The organism is Pseudomonas sp. Teo4 (assembly GCF_034387475.1).
Taxonomy (GTDB): domain Bacteria; phylum Pseudomonadota; class Gammaproteobacteria; order Pseudomonadales; family Pseudomonadaceae; genus Aquipseudomonas.
The window spans coordinates 679,346-698,014 of sequence record NZ_JAXCIL010000001.1; the positions used below are offsets into that span (position 1 = coordinate 679,346).

An 18,669-nucleotide genomic window follows, 5' to 3' on the forward strand; every position below is an offset into this window, starting at 1 on the left:
ACATGGAAGCGTTCTACCTCATCGCACTTGGCGCCATGGTCGCGGGTTTCGTCCAGGGGCTCTCGGGGTTTGCCTTCGGCATGGTCGCCATGTCGTTCTGGGCTTGGGGCCTGGAACCTCGTCTGGCGGCGTCCCTGACTGTGTTCGGTAGCCTTACTGGTCAACTCATTGCCGTCTTCAGTGTCAGGCGTGGCTTCAGTTGGCCGTTGCTGTGGCCCTTCGTGCTCGGTGGCCTGGCCGGTATTCCGCTGGGCGTGTGGATTCTGCCCTACCTGGACATGCTCTGGTTCAAGGCCGTATTCGGCACGCTGCTGGTGCTGTGGTGCCCGCTGATGCTGCTGGCGCCACGCTTGCCAAGGCTTTCCGGCAACCGCTTGGCCGATGGTGCGGTAGGACTGGTCGGTGGGGCACTGGGCGGAATCGGTGGCTTTACCGGAACGGTGCCGACCTTGTGGTGCACCTTGCGCGGGTTCGACCGCGACACCCAGCGGGCGGTGATCCAGAACTTCAACCTGTCGATGTTGATGGTGACCATGCTCACCTACCTGGGCACCGGTGTGGTAACCGCTCAGATGCTGCCGTCGTTCGCCGTGGTGGCCCTGGCGATGGCGCTGCCCGCCGTGTTGGGCACCCGGGTGTACCTGGGCATCAGTGAGGCGGCGTTTCGCCGGGTGGTGCTGAGCTTGCTGACCTTGTCCGGGGTGGCCATGTTGCTGGCATCGCTACCAGTATTGCTGGCGCGTTGAACGCTTGCCTGAGGGCGTCGAACTTGGCACCCTTGGACCGCGTGAATGGTCCATGCCTTGGCTGAAGGAAACACACCGTTGAGTTGGGACAGAGTCGGGAAACTACTGGTAGCCCTGCTGCTTGGCCTGCTGGCCATGCTGGTGGTCTATGGGGTGCTCACGGGCCGCCCGCGTCTGGAAGCGTCCCTGACCTACGCCTACCTCACCTACCCAAGCCAGTTCAGCGAACGCATCAGCACGGCCAGCGAGCAGCTCAAGTACGAGCAGTTGCACCGGCGCATCCGCAGCATCGGCCAAGGCGCGCTCAGCGATGAGCAAGTCGACAAGCTGGTCGATCTGGCCCAGGCACCCTATGCGCAACTGTTCGCCAAACCCTTCGAGGCAGGCTTGGTGGATCACCGCACCGGCCTGCTGATTGACCTGCGCAATACCGGCGATGCGCAGGTGCGCGAGGTGAAGATCCAACTGCCGGCCAAGGGCCTGGTGCAAGTGCGCGATGCCCAGGGCAACGACACCATCGTCGAGGCTTCGACGTCGGCGGTCGACATCCCGACTATCGAGCCAGGTGGTCTGTGCAAGGTCTGGGTGTATTTCGATGCCGATTACGCCCAGATCCGCCAGGGTGGTATCAGCATCAGCCATGCCGATGGCGTGGCCGATGTGCAGGTCTACCGCGAGTTCACAGGTTTCCCGGCACAGGTGGCCCGCTACAGCCGCGAGCTGGTCGCGCTGCTGGGCGTGCTGGGGCTGAGTGTGCTGGTGCTGGGCTGCACCTGCCTGTGGCGGCGGCGGAGCCAAGTTCTACCGTCCTGATCTGCCACAGGGCAAACGACTCGCTGCAGTTGCCCGCTTCGGTCAGAGGTGGCAACTCATGCCGTCTGCTCACTGATCATGCAACGCCAGGCTCTGGCGCAGTTTCTCGAGCATGTTGCTGCGCAAGGATTCCGGTGCCCTGACCTTGATCGAGCCGGCGTGCGACAGGAGCCACCACATCAGCTCCCAGCTGTCGTTCACGGTTGCTTGCAATTCGGCGCCACCCTCGGCGAGCGAGTTGAGCTGCATGTCGTCCGACAGCGGTGTTTCCAGCAAGCGGCGGGCAAGGCTGTCATCGACCCAGGCCAGCAGGCTGATTTGCCGAGGAATGCCGAACTGCAAGGCGCCGCTGTCGATGTAGGCCGCCAGCTCGAAGTCAGCCGGTTTCTGGCTGGCCGTGGCGAGCGGTTGCAGGGACTGAATACGGTGCAGGACGTACAGGCGCACGTCGCTGAAGCCCACTGCGGTGGCGACCAGATAGGAGATCTGACCGCGCTGTACCAGCCCCAACGGGTTGAGCTGCAACTCACTGGTCTGGTCTTTGTGCACCGAGTAATAGCGCACCTGGATCTGGCGGTCATCCAGCAGCGCATGCTGCACCTGCTCCAGCACTTCAGGATCGATGTCCGGAACCAGCAGGTTCAACGAAGGCTGAACGCTCGCCACCTTGTCCATCCACTGTGCAGACCCGTTGGTGTCGGCCAAAGCCTTGAGTTTCTGGCGTGCTTCGTTGAAGCGTGGCTCAAGGGACTTGAACATTTGCGCGGGGATCAGCGGGCGAATGCTGTCTTCCACCAGTTGCAGGGTCATGGCTTCGCCCAGGCTGATACCTGGGAGTGCCAGGTTGCGGCCAACCTGCCAGTACCAACCATACGGCATGCCCTTGTCGTTGCACTGCAACGGGAACAGCGCCGACAACTCGATGAGGTCACGCTCAACCGTGCGCTTGCTGGTCTCGTGCCCGGTATCGGCCAGGGCTTTTTGCAGCTGGGTGGAGGTGAGTCCCGGGTGACGGTTGGGCAGCAACTTGAGCAGTTGCCACTGACGGGCGATGGTGTGGCGAGTGGAATGGCTTGGCAACTCGAATTCCTTGACGGCCGGGTGATGGCATATAGCTACTCCATGAGAATACCCGGTCGAAAGATGGGATCCAAGTTTTAAAGGTGAAGATGACTGTTCAATCGGGCTGGTGCGATTCCTGTGGGAGCGGGCTTGCCCGCGAACACCGGCGGAGCCGGTGCCATACACCGCATCGCCTTCTTCGCGGGCAAGCCCGCTCCCACAGGGATTGCGCCAGCTTTTGGAGATTGGCCTCAGGGCACCAACCGAGCCACCCACTTGCCGCCCAGGCACCCATCCTTCAACTGCTGTAACGCCTGGGGCAGCGCCTCGAAGTCGAAACTACGTCGTTGCGGTGACACCAACCGACCATCGGCCACCGCTTGCATCAGTTGCTCGCCCGCCACGCGCAACGCCTGGCGGTCCAGCACGCGGCCATGGGCATGAATGCTGTTCAGCGCCACTTCATGCAACGAGATCGCGGTGCTGAATGCAGCCAGTGGTGCGCTTTCCTGGCGGTCCTGGATACACACCAGATGGCCGTTGTAGCCGAGCAGGTGGGCGAGGCTGGCGGCATGGGCGCCACTGACGGTATCGAACAGCGCATGCAGCGGGCGTTCGCCCAGGGCTGCCTGCAAACGGGCCTGCCAATCGCTGGCCTGGTAGCCGAACACCTCGATCACACCCAGTGCCTTGAGCGCGGCGTGATGGCGCTGGCCGGCCGTGGCCCAGACCCTCAAGCCCCGTTGCACGGCCAACTGCGCAACATACCAAGCGACTGCTCCGCCTGCGCCGATCACCAGCACGTCGCGGCTGGCGCCGTCCGGCACCTTGGCCAAGGCCTGCCAGGCGGTGAGGGCCGGGCAGGGCACGGCGGCGGCAGCGCTGTCGTCGAGGTTGGCCGGCAGTTGCATCAGCAGGTAGGCGTCCACCAGGCAGTACTCGGCAAAACTGCCATCGCGCGACAGCGACTGGTGGTAGGCCACTCGAGTGCCGAGGGGCACATCCACGCCGTCGCCAACTGCCGCAACCACACCCACGCCGTCGACGCCCGGCACGGTGCCTTCCCGCCAGTCAGGGTGGCCCCATTCGCAGATCTTCCAGTCGACCGGGTTGAGGGCGATGGCACGGTTGGCGACCAGCACTTCGCCGGGGCCGGGGGTGGGTAGAGGCTTGCGTACCAGTTGCAAGCCTTCGAGGCCGGCGCCTGGGGTCCAGGCCCAGGCGTTGTAGTCGTGGGACATGAAGGTTTCCTTGAGGGCGGGTTTGCCTGGAGGCTAAAGGATCGCGGCAGGGCGAAACAGGCGCCGCCAGGCCAAACTGTGGTGAATCCAGGTCACAGGCGTTTTTCGCGCCTCACACCTGGTCGATCGGTACCCCGTGGTTGTTCTTCCACAACAGCACCACTGCGCTGGCAATGACCGCGACCACGATCAGGTAGACGTTGAACATCCAGCCGATCTGCTCGGAGTACAGCCAGGTGGTCAGGTACGAGGCCGTGCCGCCGAACACCGCCACCCCCAGCGAGATGCACACGCCGAACATACGGGTGCGGTAGCGGGTGGGGATCTGCTCGGAAATGGACGCCGGCTTGCACCCGGTGATGAACGCCACCAGCATCAGGCCGGCGGTCTGCGCCACCATCAGCGTCCACGGCTCGCTCGAGATCATGCCCCACAGCGGGAACAGCGTTGCGGCGATCCCCAGCAGCGAAATCAGTGCGCAGACCTTGCGCCCCCAATGGTCCGACAGCCAGCCGCATACCGGCAGGAAGGCCAGGTAGATCACCTGGGCGACACAACTCATCATGAACGCGCTATGCGGGTCCATGCCCTTGACGCTCATGGCGTAGATCGACGCCGAGGTCACCCAGGTGTAGTAGGTCAGGGTCGCGCCGGCTTCGTACAGGAACAGCCGCACGCCATGCTGCAGCACCTGAGCACGGCTCCACGGTGCCTGCTGCGTCGCGGTGCTGGCGCTGGGGCTGTGCTCGCTTTCCATCATGTTGCGCCGTAGCCACAGGGCGAAGACTGCCAGCAGGCCGCCGGTGGCGAAGGGGATGCGCCAGCCCCATTGCTGCATTTCTTCGGTGCTCAGCAGCGAGGTCAGCAGGGCCATGTAGAAGGTCGCCAGCAACGAGCCACTGCCCACTGCGAAGAACACGGTGCTCGACCACAGCCCTCGACGTTTCGGCGGGGCGATTTCGGCGATGTAGGCATAGGAGGTAGTCGTTTCGCCGCCATGGGCGAAGCCTTGGATCAGCCTTGCTGCAAGCAGTAGTGCCGAAGCCCAGCTACCAATGGCTTCGAAAGACGGGATGAAGGCGATGAGCAGGCTGGCGCCGGCCATCAGCAGCATGGTGCTGAGCAACACAGTGCGCCGCCCCAGGCGGTCGGCCAGGATACCGAACACGATACCGCCCAACGGCCGCAGCAGAAAACCTGCGGCAAACACGGCAAGGGTGGCGAGCAGTGCCGAGGTTGGGTTGCTCTTGTCGAACAGGGCGGCGGCGATATAGACGGAGGCGACGGTATAGAGGGTCCAGTCGAACCACTCCAGCAGGTTGCCGATGCCGGTGGCGAGCAGCGATTTACGGCGCAGGTTGGTTGCGCCTGGGGTGGCGTGGGCCGCGCTGGCGGGCAGGGTCTCGGTCATATTGTTCATTGTTAGGCTCCGAGCGGAAGAGGCGGGCAGCGCCGGAGTTGGCGCTGCCCGTACGGCGTAACGGGTCAGCTCGCCATGTGCGCGCGGGCGACTTCTTCGATACCGGCGGCATCGAGCTTGTAGTGCTGGTACAGGTGGGTAGGCGGAGCGATCAGGCTGTACTCGTCGTAGATGCCATGGCGCTTGAGCTTCACCCCGACGCCTTCGTCGGCCAGCACCTCGGCCACCGCCGCGCCCAGGCCGCCGAGCACGTTGTGCTCTTCCACCGTCATCATTCGCTTGCTGCGCGCTGCAGCGGCCAGAATCGCCTCGCGGTCGATCGGCTTGATCGAGGCCATGTCGATCACACCCACCGAGCGGCCCTCGGCATTGAGCTTGCGTGCCGCTTCCAGCGCCGGGTGCACGGTGATGCCACAGGCGATGATGGTCAGTTCTTCACCCTGGCAGTGCTCGGTGGCCTTGCCGAACTCGAAGGTGGCGCCGTGTTCGTAGATGATCGGGTCGCGGCCGCGACCAATGCGGAAGTACACCGGCTTGTCGTAGGTGGCCGAGGCCTTGATGGCCGCCACCAGTTGCGGGCCGTCGGACGGCGAGACCACCGCCAGGTCGGCGATCGAGCGCATGGTGGCGATGTCTTCGGTGGCATGGTGCGAGGTGCCATAGAAACCCAGCGAGATGCCGGTGTGGTGGCCGATCAGGCGCACTGGCTGGGCTGAGTAGGCCACGTCCATGCGGATCTGCTCGCAGCACAGCAGGCCCAGGAACGAGGCGAAGGTGGCCACGAACGGCATCACACCGCAAGTGGCCAGGCCGGCGGCGGCAGTGACCATGTTCTGCTCGGAGATGCCGAACTGGATATAGCGGTCGGGGAACGCCGTGGCGAACTTGTTCAGGCCGTTGGAGTACTGCAGGTCGGCGGAGCCGGCCATGACCGGGTAGCCTTCGCGGGTCAGCTCGATCAGCCCATCGGAAAGGTACGACAGGCCAGGGTTCATGGCATTCAGGCCACGGTATTGCCAGGAGTTGGGGGACAGGGGGGCGTTCATGGTCAGATCTCCTTGGCTTCGATTTCAGCGATGGCGCGTTGCGCGTCTTCCGGGTCCAGGTAGCCCAGGTGCCAACCCGGCTCGGTCTCCATGTAGGAAACGCCCTTGCCCTTGACGGTCTTGGCGATGATGCACACCGGCTTGTCGCGGTTTTCGTCGGCCTTGATGCGGCGCAGGGTGGTGGCCACCTCGCGGATGTCATGGCCATCGATCACATGGACCTCCCAGCCGAAGGCACGCCATTTTTCATCCAGCGGTTCGATGCCGATCACATCGTCGACCTCGCCGTCGAGCTGGAAGCCGTTGCGGTCGACGATGGCGATCAGGTGGCTGGCCTTGTGGTGGGCCGCGCTCATGGCCGCTTCCCAGACCTGGCCTTCCTGCATCTCGCCGTCACCGAGCATGACGAACACGTCGTAGCTGTGGCCGGTGAAGCGCTGCGCCAGGCACATGCCCAGGCCGCCGGACAGGGCGTGGCCGATGGAGCCGGACGAGAAATCGATGCCCGGCACCTTGCGCATGTCCGGGTGGTCGCCCAGTGGGCTACCCAGGCGGGTGTAGTCGTCCAGCCAGTCCTTGGGGAACATGCCAAGGTCGGCCAGGATCGGGAACTGGCCGACGGCGGCGTGCCCCTTGCCCATCAGGAAACGGTCGCGCTCCGGCCACTTGGGGTCTTCCGGGCGCAGGCTCATGACGTCGTAGTACAACGCCGAGAACAGCTCGGCGGCAGAAAACACCGAGGTGTAGTGGCCGGTCTTGGCGATCTCGATCAGGCGGATGGTTTCCAGCCGGACGAATTTCGCCCGTTCGCGCAGGTGGGCGACGGTCTCGGCGCTGGGCACGAAGTCGCTGGCTTTCCAAGCCTCGAGGGTTTTACGGGGTGTAGGCATCTCTACCTCCAAATGCAGGCATCGCAGGGTGGGTGTTGCCAGGGGAATTCAGCGGGTCAGTGATTCCAGCGCGCGCATGGCCTCGATCAGGTCATCGCACTGCAGGGGCTGGCCGTTGGCTCGCAGGAAGTTGCGCGCATGGGGGGCTTGCAGGGTCGGCTCGGCGATCTGCTGCAAGGTGGCCTGGTCGGGCGCGTTCAGGCCTAGCTCGGCCAGGTTGCAGGGCAGGCCGATGCGCCGGTAGAAGGCCAGCAACTCGGCCATGAACGCTGCCTCGCGGTCTTCCAGCACCAGCTGCACCAGCAGGCCATAGGCGACTTGCCAGCCGTGAACCTGGTCGCGGGCGCCCGGCACCTTGGACAAGCCACGGGTCATGGCGTGGGCGATGGACAGCCCGCCGCTCTCGAAGCCCAGGCCGCTCATCAGCAGCACGGCTTCGATCAGGCGCTCGAAGGCGGCGTTCACCTGGCCGCTGCCGGCCAGCGCCAAGCCTTCCTCGGCGTGTTCGCGCAGCACGGCATAGCATTCCCGAGCCAGGGTCACGCCGGCCAGCGAGGGGCGGGCACCGAACATGTTGACGCCGCCAGCCTTCTGGCACTGCTCGGCTTCGAACTTCTTGGTCAGGGCGTCGGCGATGCCGGCCAGCAGGAAGGGGCGGGGGGCCTGGGCAATCAGGCGGGTGTCGACCAGCACGTAGCGTGGGCTGCTGAGCAGGTGGCCGACTTCGCTGAGCTGGTGATGCTCGTCGTAGACCACGAAATTCTTGGAAGTAGGGGCGTCGTTGGAAGCCACCGTGGGCATGCTCACCAAGGCGGCGCCGGATGAGTGGGCCAAGGCCTTGCCGGCATCGATGGACTTGCCGCCACCCACCGCCACCACCATGTCGAAGGCAAAGCGCGCGGCGGACTGGCGCAGGGCGGCGATGCCCTGGGCGGTGATCTCGCCATCGAAAGTGATGTAGTGCAATTGCACATCGGCGCGGGCACAGGTGGCGTCCAGGCGTTCCTTGACCAGGCCGATCACGAAGCTGTCGATGACCACCACGGCGCGGCGGCCGCAGTGGGCCAGGTACTGGCCTGCCTCATCAAGTACATCGGGGCCTTGCACGTAGCGGCCGGGTGATCCGAAAACCAGATTCATACGGTACCTCTGTGTGACGGTTTGTTGTTGTTATGCGAGGTCGTGGGCGATCTCGGTCATGTGTGATGCATGATATATCATGCGTGTTGGCCGTCAAGCGCCTTCACCGTTTCCCTGACGGCCATCGATCGGTTCAGGGGGGGCAAATCAGGCGATGGAGTAACCACCGTCCACCGCCAGGGTGGTGCCGGTGACGTAGCGGGCGTTGTCGGAAACCAGGAAGGCAATCACGTCGGCGACGTCCTCCGGCTGCCCCCAGGCCTGCATCGGTATGCGCGAGAGAATCCCGGCCGAGCGGCTTGGGTCTTCAAAGGCGCGGCGTGACAGCTGGGTGAGGATCCAGCCCGGTGCCACGGCGTTGGCACGCACGCCATCGGCGGCCCAGGCCACCGCCTGGCAGCGGGTCAGCTCGCCGATGGCGGCCTTGCTCGAGGCGTAGGCGGGCGTCTTGGCCGAGCCGAAGATGCCCCACATCGAGGCAAAGTTGACCACCGCACCACGGGCCCGTTTGAGCCCCGGCAGCGCAGCGTTGCTGATGCGCATCACGGCAGTCAGGTTGACGTCGAGCACACGACTGAAGCCCTCCAGCTGCCACTCGCGTTGATGGTCGATGACCCCGGCGGCATTGACCAGGGCATCGATCCGCTCGAAGCGGCCGAAGAAATCCGCCACTGCCCCATCGTTGGTGACGTCCAGCTCCTGGTAATGAATGCCTTCGACACGCTGTTCAGGTTCGCCCAGGCCCAGGGTGTGAACTTCATGGCCATCGGCGAGCAGGCGGCGTGCGGTGGCCAGGCCGATGCCCGAGCCACCGCCGGTGATGATTGCAATCTTGTTCATGAGTTGCTCCGTTGGGAAAAAACGCAATTCGGTTTTCAGTGTTCCTTGGCCGCGCCGAACAGGAAGTCGGCCAGCAGTTCGACCTGCCCGGTGATCATGTGCACGCCCTTGTGGATCTGGCAGCCACGGCCTTGGGCCGCTTCCAGCAGGGCGGTGACATCCGGGTTCATCACCACCTCGGCGACCAGTGCTCCGCTGTCGAGCGTGTGCGCTGGCAGCGGCAACGGGTCGTCGGTCTTCAGCCCCAGCGCCGTGGCATTGATCACCACATCGAAGCCACGGCCATCCGCCGGGCCTGCTGCCACCTGTCGCCCAGGCAGCAACGTGCGCAACTGGGCAGCCAGTTCCTCGGCCTTGGCCTGGGAACGGTTGGCGATGACCAGGCGCTCCAGTGGCTCGGCCAGCAGCGCATGGGCGATTCCCGTGGCGGCGCCACCGGCACCGAGCAGCAGCACGCGTTTGCCGGCCAGCGAGTGGCCCTGGTTCTTCAGGCCGCGGACAAAGCCCTCGCCATCGAACATGCGCCCGCTGAAGCGGCCGTCGGGCAGGCGTCGGGCGACGTTGCACACCCCAAGCGACGCCGCTACGCCTTGCAGTTCGTCGCACAGTTCGGCGACTTCCAGTTTGTGCGGCACGGTGACGATCACCCCGGCGAGGTTTTCGATGCCGCGCAGGCCGGCCCAGGCGTTGGCCAGGTTGGCAGGCGACACCTCCCAGGGCACCAGCACGCCGTCATGGCCCAGGCGTTCGAGCAGCGGGTTGAAGAAGGAAGGGGTACGCAGGTGTTTGGCCGGGTAGGTCAGATGAACCACCACCCGGGTGGTGCCGGTGATTGGCATGATGGGCTTCCTATGACGTGGGTAAGGCGTCAGCGGCGATGACGGGGTGTTGCGTGCTCGGGGTGAGCGTCATCAGTCGTTGGCGTAAAATATGATATATCATGTTTTTACTTGGCACTAAAACCCCTGAGCTACCGAGACCGTCATGATGATGTATCATGCCTTCTCGCCCAGCCGCGCCCCGGCAGGTGCCGGGCCATTCACCAGACAAGAGAGAATCAGCGTGACAGTTCACAAGCCGCTGGATAAAGGCAACCTGAGCGAGCGGGTCTACAGCATCATCCGCACCGCATTGATGGACGGCCAGTACCAACCTGGGGACCGCCTGCGCATCAGTGCCCTGGCCGAAGAGTTCGGCGTGTCGATCACTCCGGTGCGCGAAGCGATCTTCCGCCTGGTCAGCGACCATGCGCTGGACATGAAAGCCGCCACCTCCATCTATGTCCCCGAACTGACCGTCAACCAGTTGCGCGAGATCCAGCTGATCCGCCACTTGCTTGAGGGCGAAGCTGCGGGCCTTGCGGCCGAGCGCATCTCCGAAGCCGAACTGGCCCACCTCGAAGAAGTGCAGGCTGCGTTCCAGGCGGCGGTCAGCGTCGACTACAAGAAGGCTTCGTTGCTCAACCGCGAGTTTCATTTCGGCCTGATCGCTGCGGCGCGCATGCCGGTGGTGTTCAAGACCCTGGAAAACATGTGGGTGATGATGGGGCCGCTGCTCAGCACCTTCCACGCCGAAGTGCCCAAGGCCGAACTGGCCAGCGCCAAGCACAAGCACTTCGAAGTGCTTGAGGCATTGCGCAAGCGCGACTCGGCCAAGGCCAAGGCTGCGTTGCAAGCCGACATCGCCTGGGGCGAGCTGATGCTGGAGTGGCTGGAGCGCAAGTCCATGGCGACGACCTCGGCTTGAGTGTTCACACGCTCGGCGCGACGCTGGCCGATACCGGGTGCCGGGCACGCCACACCAGCCAGGCCAGCGGCAGGTGCACCAGCACGGCGGCGACCACCCCGGCCCATGGGGTAAGGGCCAGTTGCCCATGGGTGACCAGGTAGCTGCCCGCCGTCTCGCCCAGGGTGATTCCCAGGTTGAAGGCCGAAATGTTCAGGCCTGATGCGAAGTCGACGGCCCTTGGGGCATAGCGCCCGGCGGTGTCGAGCATGCCGGCCTGGAAGCCTGGGGTCATGCCGAAGGCCAGCACGCCCCAGATGAACAGCAGCACCACCATCGCTATCGGGGATGTCAGCGACAGCCCCAGCAGCACCAATGTCGCGGCCAGCAGCACGAACAGCAGGCGCAGTGCACGTTGCCAGCCCATGCGGTCGGCCAGACGCCCACCAGCCAGGTTACCGAGCAGCGTGGCCAGGCCGAACACCACCAGCAGGCTGCTGGCCGTGGCCGAGGAGAAACCGGTGATGTCGGTGAGGATCGGGGTGATGAAGGTGAAGGCGGCGAAACTTGCGCCGAACCCGAGAATGGTCACCAGCATCATCGACCAGATGGCCGGTTGCCCCAATGCAGCCAGTTGCGTGCGAATGTTGCCCGCTTCACCGCTTTGCAGTGCAGGCAGCCAGAACAGGGTCGCCAGCAAGGCCAGGGCGCTGAGGGCGGCCACGGCGTAGAACGGCAGGCGCCAGCCAAGGGCATTGCCGAGGAAGCTGCCCAGCGGTACGCCGATCACCATGGCCAGGGTCAACCCCGCGAACATGATGGCGATGGCCTTGCTGGCTTGGCCCCTGGGGGCCAGGCTGGCTGCCACCGTGGCGCCGATAGCGAAGAAACTGCCGTGGGCGACGGCGGTAATCAGACGGCCCACCAGCAAGGTGGTGTAGTCGCTGGACAGTGCCGAGAGCAGGTTGCCGGCCAGAAACACCGCGACCAGCCCAAGCAACACCGGCTTGCGTGGCAGGCGCCCCAGCAGCAGGACGATGAACGGGGTGAAGATCGCCAGTGCCAGGGCGTACAGGCCGACCAGGCCGCCAGCAGTGGCCAGGCTCACGCCAAGGTCGCTGGAAATCGACGGCAGGATGCCGACCACGATGAACTCGGCCACGCCGATGGCGAAGGCCGTCAGAGCCAGCACGTAGATCCCAGGATGGATACGTGTGGAGGTGGGGGTAGTCATGAACAGACGCTCGCAAGGTGAAAGATGAAGCAGACGATACGAGCTCGCTGGCTTGTGATGTAGACTTGTGCAATTCAAACCAGCTGTGAATTGAGGTCATGCAAAGCCGAATCAAGGACATCAACCGCTCGGGCGAGATGGAGGTGTTTGCCGAAGTGGTGGCCGCCAGCACGTTCTCGGAAGCGGCACGGCGCCTGGACATGACGCCCTCGGCGGTCAGCAAGCTGATCGCCCGCCTCGAACAGCGCCTTGGCGCACGCCTGCTGCACCGCACCACGCGGCGCCTGGAACTGACCGCCGAAGGCGAACGCTTTCATGCCGAATGCCTGCGTATTCTTGAACAGATCGACAACGCCGAACGCGACGTGGCCAATGCCGCCTGTCCCAGCGGCGTCATCCATATCAACAGCAACCTGCCGTTTGGCCTGCACTGCCTGGCGCCGTTGATTCCCCAGTTCCTCGAGGCCTACCCGCAAATCACCCTGAACCTTGAACTGACCGACACGGTGGTCGACCTGCTGGAGCGTCGCGCCGATATCGCCATTCGCTCGGGCCCGTTGAAAGCCTCGCGCCTGGTGCAGCGCCACCTGGGCCGTAGCCGCTTGCGTACGGTCGCCTCGCCGGCCTATTTGGCGCGCCATGGGAAGCCATGCACACCTGCAGAGTTGGCCGGCCACAACCGGCTCGGTTTTGGTTTTCATCGTCACTCCCAGGCCTGGGTCTACCGCGATGAGCAGGGGCAGCGGGTGGAGGTCGAACCACAAGGCAACCTGCTGGTGCACGACGGTGAGAGCATGCGTCAGCTATGCCTGGGAGGGGCAGGGATCGCGCGTCTGGCCAACTTCCACGTGGGCGCCGATATCGACGCCGGGCAGTTGGTGCCGTTGCTGGACGGCTTTGAAAGCGACGAGCAGGAAGATGTGCTGCACGCCGTGTTCATTGGGCCGGGCCGCCAGTTGCCGCAGCGGGTGAGGGTGTTCATCGACTTTCTGGTCGAGCGTCTGGACACACGCTATTTCAGTTGATGCAGGCGCAGCCCCTGCTGTATACATGACGCCACCAAGGGGAGCCCGGCAACGGGCTGAGAAACCGCTGGCGCGGTGACCCTTCGAACCTGATCCGGATCATGCCGGCGAAGGGATGGGACTGCCGACCTACCTTTTTGCCGGCCTCACTGCGAGGCCAGTCCATGCATCACCTCAACGGTCTCGCTGTCAGCCTAGAAAGGACAGCACCATGACCGAACGCTTCAACGCCACCCTGCGCCGCCAGAGCGAGCCGACCTGGTCCGCCGCCGTTGGCCACCGCTTCGTCACCCAATTGTGCGACGGCAGCCTGCCGGACCCGGTGATGGTCCGCTACCTGGTGCAGGACCACCGCTTCCTCGACAGCTTCCTGACCTTGCTCGGTGCCGCCATCGCCACTGCCGACACCTTCGAAGCGCGCCTGCGGTTCGGGCGTTTCGCCGGCATGATCAGCAGCGATGAAAACACCTATTTCCTGCGCGCTTTCGAAGCCCTGGACGTCAGCCCCGAGCAGCGCCAGGCGCCGCCCGACACCGTGCCCACCGCAGGCTTCAAGGCGATCATGCGCGAAGCCGCCGCCACCCGTTCGTACGCCGCCGCGCTGGCGGTGCTCAATGTCGCCGAAGGCCTGTACCTGGACTGGGCGCTCAAGGCACCCAAGCCGCTGCCAGCCAACTTCGTCCATGCCGAGTGGATCACCCTGCACGACAACCCAGCGTTCAGTGACTTTGTCGCTTTCCTGCAAGCCGAACTGGACCGGGTCGGCCCGCAGGAGGCAGCGCTGGCCACCGATTTCTACCTGCGCACCGTCGCGCTGGAGCTGGCCTTCTTCGAGGCCGTGTATGAGGAACAACAATGAGTCTGGATATCTTCGACCGCCTCAAGGCAGCCGCGCTGCCTGAGTGGAACAGCTACGTCGACCACGCCTTCGTACGTCAGATGGGCGAGGGCACCCTGTCGGAAAGCGCCTTCCGTACCTACCTGGTGCAGGACTACCTGTTCCTCATCCAGTTCGCCCGCGCCTGGGCGCTGGCCGCTTATAAAAGCCGTCGACCCAGCGATATTCGCGCTGCCCAGGCCGGGTTGGCGGCGATTCTCGATGAAACCGACCTGCATGTGCGCCTGTGCGCCCGCTGGGGCCTGAGCCAGGCCGACATCGAAGCGGCACCGGAGCACCAGGCGACGGTGGCCTACACCCGTTTCGTGCTGGACTGCGGTGCGGCGGGCGACCTGCTCGACCTGCACGTGGCGCTGGCGCCCTGCGTGATTGGTTATGCGGAAATCGGCAGCCGGTTGGCCGGCGGCATCAGCGACATGGCCAACCACCCGTACCGTGAGTGGATTGGCGAGTACGCGGGTGAGGGGTATCAGGGGGTGGCGCAGGCGGCGCGCAAACACCTGGACGAGCTGGCTGCACGCAGCATGACCGAGCAGCGTTTCACGGAGCTGGCGGCGATCTTTGCCCAGGCTTCGCGGTTGGAAGCGGACTTCTGGCAGATGGGGCTGGACGGCGCTGCCAAGTAGCGGTTAATGCCGACTGTTACCTTGTGGGAGCTGGCGAAGCCGGCGATGGGCTGCTTGGCAGCCCCATTACATACTCATGCGAGGGCTGCGCCCTCGTTTCGCAGGCTTCGCCAGCTCCCACGAAACCCTGGCTATATCAAGCCAGGCCAGCCAGCGTATCCACAGCCACCATCCCCCCGTCAAATTCATCCATGGCATCAAGCATGGCGCCGCTGAAGTAAGCCAGCGATGCCCGGTCGAACAGGATGTGCAACGCCGGCAGCGTCGCACTGCCCACATTGACCACGATCACGTTGATCCGCGCTGCCGAAGTCTGCGCCACGGCCCCGACCGGAAACGCTTCGGCGCGCAGGTCGACACCACACAGCTTGGCCATTACCGCGCTGCCCTGGTGCCCAGACAGTTGCAACCAGGCATGGCTATCCTGGCGCGGCAGCAGGTAGTTGCGCTGACCATCCTGGGTCCATTCGGCTTCCTCGGTGGCAACCCGCTTGCCCTGGTCAGCCAGGCTGCCAAGCAACAGGTACTCGCTTTGCGACAGCCGCGCGACCCATCCCCCGTCGTCCTGACGCAGGGCTTGGTTCGGCCGTTCGGGCAGGCGATAGCCCCGTGCTTGCAGGTAGGCTGCGCTGTCACCACCGCGAAACCCCACCCGTGGCAGGTCGGTCAGGTCGGTCAGCGCGCAGGTATTGAGCAGCACGGCCTGCGGGCTGCGTTCGATCAAGGCTTCGGCATTAAGGCTGGACATGGCTCAGAGCTCCTGGCGCTGGTTGTCGGGGTCGAAGAAGGGCAGTTGCACCACCTGGGCATTGACCATCACGCCGCCCTCCACGCGGATCGGGATGTGCATGCCAGGGGTGGCCTGGTGCGCGCCAGCGTAAGCCAGGCCGATGATCTGCCCCAGGGTCTGGGAGTATTCGCAGGAGGTGACGTTGCCGCTGATGTCCGGCCCGTCCAGCACCAGGTGGCCTTCCAGCGGTTGGGGGCTGCCTTGGGGCAGGGTGAAGCCGACCAATTTGCGCTTGAGTGGCTGCGCTTCGAGAATTTCGATGGAGCGTTTGCCGACGAAGAACGGCTTCTTGCGGCCAATCGCCCATTGCATGTCGATCTCGGCCGGGTGGGTCATGCCGTCGGTGTCCTGGCTGATGATCACATGGCCTTTTTCCAGGCGCAGCAGGCGTTGGGTCTCGACACCGAACGGGCGAATGCCCAGCCCCGCGCCGGCCTGCATCAAGGCGTCCCACAGGCGTTCGGCATGGCGGGCCGGGACGTGTACCTCGTAGCCCAGCTCACCGACGAAACCGACCCGCAGGATGCGCGCCGGGATGCCGGCCACCGTGCCCAGGCGCACGCCCAGGTAAGGGAAGGCCTCGGCCGACAGCTCGACGTCGTCGCACACTTTGGCCAGCACCTGGCGCGACAGCGGGCCGGCCAGGTTCACCGCGGCCAGCGCGGCGGTGACGTTGGTGATGTCCACGTCCAGGCGCCATTGCGCGTTCCACTTGAGCATCTGCTGATAGATACGGTCCACGCCGCTGGTGGTGGCGGTGACGTAGAAGTGCTGGTCGGCCAGGCGCGCACACACGCCATCGTCGATCACTACGCCGTGTTCGTTGGTCATCAGTGCATAACGGGTACGGCCGACAGGCAGCTTGGCAAAGCCGAAGGTATAGAGCCGTTCGAGCAGCTCGGCAGCGTCGGGGCCGCGCACATCCAGGCCGCCAAGGGTGGATACGTCGATCAGGCCGACCTTCTCGCGCACGTGGCGGGCTTCTGCCTGCATGCAGTGCTCACGTTGCTCCGGCTTGCCGTAGTACGCCGGGCGCTGCCAGATACCGGCGGGCATCATCTTCGCCCCGGCTTCCAGGTGGCGGCGGTGCATGGGCGTCTGGCGGTAGGGGTCGAAGGCGCGGCCTGCAACGTGGGCCAGCTTTTCCGCCTGGAAGGGGGGGCGAGCCGTGGTCACGCCGGTTTCGCTGATGCTGCGGCCCGTGGCCTGGGCCACCAGACGGGCGGTGGGCAGCGCCGAGTGGCGGCCTTGGGACGGGCCCATGCCGACCGTGGAGAAACGCTTGACCAGCTGTACATCGCGGTAGCCGCTGCGGGTCGCGTTGACGATGTCACGCACTTGCAGGTCTTCGTCGAAGTCGACGAAATCCTTGCCCTTGGGGTGAGGGAAGATCGGCCACGGGAAGTTGACCTTGGCCTCGGCGACGAAGGCCGGCAGCACTGGGGCTGGCAGGCCCAGCGCGGCCAGGGCCTCGGCGGCGCCGCGGGAGGCATCGGTCAGCACGTTGTCCAGATGATGACGGCCATTCACCGAGCCTGCGATATCCAATCCAGCTGGCAGCTGGCTGATGGCGAACTCGTCACGGTTCACGTCATAGGCCAGCTTGCCGCCGGCCTGGCACAGCAACTGGTACACCGGCATGTAGCCCGCCGACATGCACAACAGGTCGCACGACAGACGCAGGCCGTGGTCGCCCACTTTGCCCTGGCCGATGATGGGGCGAATGTCCACGCCGCTGACATGGCGCATGCCGGCTTCGTGCAGCGCTTCGTATACCGTGCTGCCTAGGTGCACGGGGATATCGCGGCGCTTGAGTTCGGCCGCCAGCGCGGCATCGGCGGGGGCGGCGCGCATGTCCACCAGGGCGGCGACGGCCACGCCTTGCTCCTGCAGGTCGAGGGCGGCCAGGTAGCCATCGTCGTGGCCAGTGAGGATCACCGCACGCTGGCCCGGCTTGACCGCGTAGAGCTTCATCAGCCGTTGGGCCGCACTGGTCAGCATCACCCCGGGCAGGTCATTGTTGCGGAACACCACCGGCTGGTCGAACGAGCCTGCGGCCACCAGGCAACGGGTGGCGCGCACCTTGTACATGCGCTTGTGCTGGATCACCGGCAGGTAGTGGTCGGTGAACCAACCGTTGCAAGTGGCTTCCAACAGCACCTGAATGTTCGGGTGGCCTTCGACCGCGGCCAGCAGCTCCCGGCGCAGGTTGGCGGCACGGGTGCCGGCGATGTCGAAACGGGCATAGGTGAGCGAGCCGCCGAGCACCGGTTGCTGCTCGATCAACAGCACCTTGGCCCCGGCGTTGGCGGCGTCCAGCGCAGCACGGAGCCCGGCCGGGCCGCCGCCGATGACGGCGACGTCGACGAATAGGTATGCCTTGTCGTAGTACTGCGGCCTGAAGCTCTGGTCGAGCACGCCGAGCCCGGCCTTCTTGCGAATCAGCGGCTCCCAGACTTTCCACATGCCTTTGGGCTTGTAGAACGAACGGTAGTAGAAGCCCACCGGCATGAAGCGCGAGAACTTGCCAAGGTAGGCATCGCGGTCGTTGTCCAGGCTGCCATTGAAGTTCTGGCCTTCGACCACCTGGCCATCCTGGGCGGCTTGCATGTCGGCCAGCACATTGGGCTCGTCGGGCAGTTGCACCAGGGTGTTGGCGTCCTGTCCGGCCAGGCTCAGCGGGCCGCGCGGGCGGTGGTACTTGAACGAGCGCGACAGCAGCCAGCGGCCGTTGCCGAGCAGGGCGCTGGCGATGCTGTCGCCGGCAAAGCCCGGGTAGGTCTGGCCGTCGAAGGTAAAGCGCAGGGGCCGCTCGCGGTCGATCAGCAGGCCCATGGGCGCGGGGAGGCGAGTGAGGCTGTTCATCCTGCGATCTCCGGGGTGGCGGTGGGGGCGAAGTCGATGCGGCGGTCGAACACTTCTTTGGGGTCGAAGGTGCGCAGTACCTGGTCGCTGACGGTGTGGCGCTCGGCCAGGAACCAGTAGCTGGAGGCGTTGTGCAGCCACCACTCGACCACCACCCCGGCATGGTTGTCGCTGTTGAACACGTAGTCGGCCCATTCGGCGTCGCTGCAGTTGCGCGGGTCGGGCATGTGCTTGAACTCGCCGCCGTAGGTGAATTCGCTGATGTTGCGCGGGCCGTTCAAGGGGCAGGTCAGGATCTTCATCGTCTC

The 18,669-nt window shown here is 64.9% G+C and carries 18 protein-coding genes and 1 riboswitch; of the genes, 6 read left to right on the forward strand and 12 right to left on the reverse strand.

What is annotated here, in order from left to right; translation table 11 throughout:
- The first annotated feature begins 2 nt into the window (after positions 1–2).
- Complete coding sequence (locus tag PspTeo4_RS03345; RefSeq protein ID WP_322362301.1) at positions 3–746, forward strand: sulfite exporter TauE/SafE family protein; 744 nt, start codon at positions 3–5, stop codon at positions 744–746.
- A 78-nt stretch (positions 747–824) separates the two neighbouring features.
- A complete protein-coding gene (locus tag PspTeo4_RS03350) occupies positions 825–1,559 on the forward strand; it encodes a hypothetical protein (protein WP_322362302.1) in 735 nt (244 codons plus the stop codon).
- Positions 1,560–1,628: 69 nt separating this feature from the next.
- Here PspTeo4_RS03350 and PspTeo4_RS03355 read toward each other — a convergent pair whose 3' ends face one another.
- From PspTeo4_RS03355 to PspTeo4_RS03390, 8 genes are all read right to left on the reverse strand, one after another.
- The gene (locus PspTeo4_RS03355; RefSeq protein ID WP_322362303.1) at positions 1,629–2,639 is read right to left on the reverse strand and encodes a WYL domain-containing protein; all 1,011 of its coding nucleotides are present in this window, start codon (positions 2,637–2,639) and stop codon (positions 1,629–1,631) included.
- 233 nt (positions 2,640–2,872) lie between these two features.
- On the reverse strand, positions 2,873–3,862 hold the full coding sequence (locus PspTeo4_RS03360) for a zinc-binding dehydrogenase (RefSeq protein ID WP_322362304.1): 990 nt from the start codon (positions 3,860–3,862) through the stop codon (positions 2,873–2,875).
- A gap of 112 nt (positions 3,863–3,974) precedes the next feature.
- Positions 3,975–5,282, reverse strand: coding sequence for an MFS transporter (locus PspTeo4_RS03365; protein ID WP_322362305.1), 1,308 nt, complete (start codon positions 5,280–5,282; stop codon positions 3,975–3,977).
- 65 nt (positions 5,283–5,347) lie between these two features.
- The gene (locus PspTeo4_RS03370; RefSeq protein WP_322362306.1) at positions 5,348–6,328 is read right to left on the reverse strand and encodes a transketolase family protein; all 981 of its coding nucleotides are present in this window, start codon (positions 6,326–6,328) and stop codon (positions 5,348–5,350) included.
- 2 nt (positions 6,329–6,330) lie between these two features.
- The gene (locus tag PspTeo4_RS03375) at positions 6,331–7,218 is read right to left on the reverse strand and encodes a transketolase (protein WP_322362307.1); all 888 of its coding nucleotides are present in this window, start codon (positions 7,216–7,218) and stop codon (positions 6,331–6,333) included.
- Positions 7,219–7,266: 48 nt separating this feature from the next.
- The gene (locus tag PspTeo4_RS03380; RefSeq protein ID WP_322362308.1) at positions 7,267–8,358 is read right to left on the reverse strand and encodes a glycerol dehydrogenase; all 1,092 of its coding nucleotides are present in this window, start codon (positions 8,356–8,358) and stop codon (positions 7,267–7,269) included.
- 147 nt (positions 8,359–8,505) lie between these two features.
- Positions 8,506–9,198, reverse strand: a complete 693-nt coding sequence (locus PspTeo4_RS03385) for an SDR family oxidoreductase (RefSeq protein ID WP_322362309.1) — start codon at positions 9,196–9,198, stop codon at positions 8,506–8,508.
- A gap of 35 nt (positions 9,199–9,233) precedes the next feature.
- Positions 9,234–10,037 (reverse strand): shikimate dehydrogenase, encoded by an 804-nt coding sequence (locus tag PspTeo4_RS03390; protein ID WP_322362310.1) that lies wholly within the window; start codon positions 10,035–10,037, stop codon positions 9,234–9,236.
- A gap of 223 nt (positions 10,038–10,260) precedes the next feature.
- Here PspTeo4_RS03390 and PspTeo4_RS03395 point away from each other — a divergent pair, with 223 nt between their 5' ends.
- Complete coding sequence (locus PspTeo4_RS03395) at positions 10,261–10,944, forward strand: GntR family transcriptional regulator (RefSeq protein ID WP_322362311.1); 684 nt, start codon at positions 10,261–10,263, stop codon at positions 10,942–10,944.
- 4 nt (positions 10,945–10,948) lie between these two features.
- Here the strand turns inward: PspTeo4_RS03395 and PspTeo4_RS03400 are convergent, their stop codons facing one another.
- Positions 10,949–12,157 carry an MFS transporter gene (locus PspTeo4_RS03400; protein WP_322362312.1) on the reverse strand — a complete coding sequence of 403 codons (1,209 nt, stop codon included), beginning with the start codon at positions 12,155–12,157 and terminating at the stop codon, positions 10,949–10,951.
- Between the two features lie 98 nt (positions 12,158–12,255).
- On the opposite strand from PspTeo4_RS03400, the gene PspTeo4_RS03405 reads away from it, so the two are divergent.
- The 3 genes from PspTeo4_RS03405 (at position 12,256) to tenA (ending at position 14,706) form a co-directional block, all read left to right on the forward strand.
- Entirely contained in the window at positions 12,256–13,182 is a 927-nt protein-coding gene (locus tag PspTeo4_RS03405) for a LysR family transcriptional regulator (protein WP_322362313.1), read from the forward strand.
- Between the two features lie 27 nt (positions 13,183–13,209).
- A riboswitch (TPP riboswitch) is annotated at positions 13,210–13,315 on the forward strand.
- Positions 13,316–13,393: 78 nt separating this feature from the next.
- Positions 13,394–14,041 carry a TenA family protein gene (locus PspTeo4_RS03410; protein WP_322362314.1) on the forward strand — a complete coding sequence of 216 codons (648 nt, stop codon included), beginning with the start codon at positions 13,394–13,396 and terminating at the stop codon, positions 14,039–14,041.
- The gene (tenA, locus tag PspTeo4_RS03415; RefSeq protein ID WP_322362315.1) at positions 14,038–14,706 is read left to right on the forward strand and encodes a thiaminase II; all 669 of its coding nucleotides are present in this window, start codon (positions 14,038–14,040) and stop codon (positions 14,704–14,706) included. Before PspTeo4_RS03410 ends, tenA begins: the two co-directional genes overlap by 4 nt.
- A gap of 136 nt (positions 14,707–14,842) precedes the next feature.
- Here the strand turns inward: tenA and PspTeo4_RS03420 are convergent, their stop codons facing one another.
- From PspTeo4_RS03420 to PspTeo4_RS03430, 3 genes are read right to left on the reverse strand one after another with little or no spacing between them, the layout of a single operon-like run.
- On the reverse strand, positions 14,843–15,454 hold the full coding sequence (locus PspTeo4_RS03420; protein ID WP_322362316.1) for a sarcosine oxidase: 612 nt from the start codon (positions 15,452–15,454) through the stop codon (positions 14,843–14,845).
- Between the two features lie 3 nt (positions 15,455–15,457).
- A complete protein-coding gene (locus tag PspTeo4_RS03425) occupies positions 15,458–18,361 on the reverse strand; it encodes a 2Fe-2S iron-sulfur cluster-binding protein (RefSeq protein ID WP_322362317.1) in 2,904 nt (967 codons plus the stop codon).
- A complete protein-coding gene (locus PspTeo4_RS03430) occupies positions 18,358–18,663 on the reverse strand; it encodes a sarcosine oxidase subunit delta (RefSeq protein WP_322362318.1) in 306 nt (101 codons plus the stop codon). The genes PspTeo4_RS03425 and PspTeo4_RS03430 overlap by 4 nt, the downstream gene beginning before the upstream one ends.
- Positions 18,664–18,669 lie beyond the last annotated feature (6 nt).

What these genes read in the sequence shown, in the direction of transcription:
- PspTeo4_RS03345 (WP_322362301.1), top strand. Translation starts at nt 3, where the DNA reads ATGGAAGCGTTCTACCTCATCGCACTTGGCGCCATGGTCGCGGGTTTC.
- PspTeo4_RS03360 (WP_322362304.1), bottom strand. Translation starts at nt 3,862, where the DNA reads ATGTCCCACGACTACAACGCCTGGGCCTGGACCCCAGGCGCCGGCCTC.
- PspTeo4_RS03365 (WP_322362305.1), bottom strand. Translation starts at nt 5,282, where the DNA reads ATGAACAATATGACCGAGACCCTGCCCGCCAGCGCGGCCCACGCCACC.
- PspTeo4_RS03370 (WP_322362306.1), bottom strand. Translation starts at nt 6,328, where the DNA reads ATGAACGCCCCCCTGTCCCCCAACTCCTGGCAATACCGTGGCCTGAAT.
- PspTeo4_RS03375 (WP_322362307.1), bottom strand. Translation starts at nt 7,218, where the DNA reads ATGCCTACACCCCGTAAAACCCTCGAGGCTTGGAAAGCCAGCGACTTC.
- PspTeo4_RS03380 (WP_322362308.1), bottom strand. Translation starts at nt 8,358, where the DNA reads ATGAATCTGGTTTTCGGATCACCCGGCCGCTACGTGCAAGGCCCCGAT.
- PspTeo4_RS03385 (WP_322362309.1), bottom strand. Translation starts at nt 9,198, where the DNA reads ATGAACAAGATTGCAATCATCACCGGCGGTGGCTCGGGCATCGGCCTG.
- PspTeo4_RS03390 (WP_322362310.1), bottom strand. Translation starts at nt 10,037, where the DNA reads ATGCCAATCACCGGCACCACCCGGGTGGTGGTTCATCTGACCTACCCG.
- PspTeo4_RS03400 (WP_322362312.1), bottom strand. Translation starts at nt 12,157, where the DNA reads ATGACTACCCCCACCTCCACACGTATCCATCCTGGGATCTACGTGCTG.
- PspTeo4_RS03405 (WP_322362313.1), top strand. Translation starts at nt 12,256, where the DNA reads ATGCAAAGCCGAATCAAGGACATCAACCGCTCGGGCGAGATGGAGGTG.
- PspTeo4_RS03410 (WP_322362314.1), top strand. Translation starts at nt 13,394, where the DNA reads ATGACCGAACGCTTCAACGCCACCCTGCGCCGCCAGAGCGAGCCGACC.
- tenA (WP_322362315.1), top strand. Translation starts at nt 14,038, where the DNA reads ATGAGTCTGGATATCTTCGACCGCCTCAAGGCAGCCGCGCTGCCTGAG.
- PspTeo4_RS03420 (WP_322362316.1), bottom strand. Translation starts at nt 15,454, where the DNA reads ATGTCCAGCCTTAATGCCGAAGCCTTGATCGAACGCAGCCCGCAGGCC.
- PspTeo4_RS03425 (WP_322362317.1), bottom strand. Translation starts at nt 18,361, where the DNA reads ATGAACAGCCTCACTCGCCTCCCCGCGCCCATGGGCCTGCTGATCGAC.
- PspTeo4_RS03430 (WP_322362318.1), bottom strand. Translation starts at nt 18,663, where the DNA reads ATGAAGATCCTGACCTGCCCCTTGAACGGCCCGCGCAACATCAGCGAA.